The 870-nt window shown below is 62.3% G+C and carries 1 protein-coding gene and 1 pseudogene; both read left to right on the top strand.

All coding sequences use genetic code 11. The features are described 5' to 3' along the window. Positions 1-318 (top strand): annotated as a pseudogene (locus ADT71_RS29775) (IS21 family transposase); the annotation flags it as partial. Further along, the coding region (locus ADT71_RS00070; protein WP_054434063.1) for an ATP-binding protein at positions 308-870 on the top strand (563 nt) is incomplete at its 3' end. The pseudogene ADT71_RS29775 and the gene ADT71_RS00070, both read left to right, overlap by 11 nt.

Here is an 870-nt window from a genome sequence, read left to right as displayed (position 1 = left end):
TTCCTCGAGATGCCCGAAGCCTTCCGGCAGTTACAGGGCCATCTGCTCAAGCGCCCTGGTGGCGACAGGGAGATGGTCGAGATACTTTCTCTCGTTCTGCATCACGACGAGCAGGCCGTGTTGAGCGCGGTCGAGTTGGCTCTGGAGGCCGGTGTTGCCACCAAGACCCACGTTCTCAACGTGTTGCATCGCCTTATCGACGGCAAGGCGCCTCCAGCTTCGCCGATCGATGCGCCTCAGGCGCTGCGCCTGGGGCAGGAGCCCGAGGCCAATGTCGTTCGCTATGACAGGCTGAGGGATATCCGCCATGCGTCATGACCCCGCCAGCGCCGCGGTCGTCGTCATGCTGCGCAGCCTCAAGATGTTCGGCATGGCTCAGGCCGCCGACGAACTCATCGAGCAGGGCGCGCCTGCCTTCGATGCTGCTGTGCCGATGCTCGCTGGACTCCTGAAGGCAGAGATGGCCGAACGCGAGGTCAGGTCCATCGCCTATCAGATCAAGGCGGCCCGCTTCCCGGCCTACAAGGATCTGGCTGGCTTCGACTTTGCTGCCAGTGAGATCAACGAAGCCCTCGTGCGCCAGCTTCATCAGGGCGACTTCATGGAAAACGCCGACAATGTCGTCCTGATTGGCGGGCCCGGAACCGGCAAGAGCCATATCGCAACGGCACTGGGCGTCCAGGCCGTCGAGCATCACCGCAAGAAGGTCCGCTTCTTCTCCACGGTCGATCTGGTCAATGCGCTTGAGCAGGAAAAGACCATGAACCGATCCGGCCAGCTGGCAGAACGCCTGCTACGTCTCGACCTGCTCATCCTCGACGAGCTGGGTTATCTGCCCTTCAGCCCATCGGGCGGAGCCATGCTCTTCCA

Source organism: Novosphingobium sp. ST904 (assembly GCF_001298105.1).
GTDB lineage: Bacteria > Pseudomonadota > Alphaproteobacteria > Sphingomonadales > Sphingomonadaceae > Novosphingobium.
The sequence above is the reverse complement of the archived record's forward strand: the minus strand, read 5'-3'. Positions and strand labels throughout refer to the sequence as shown.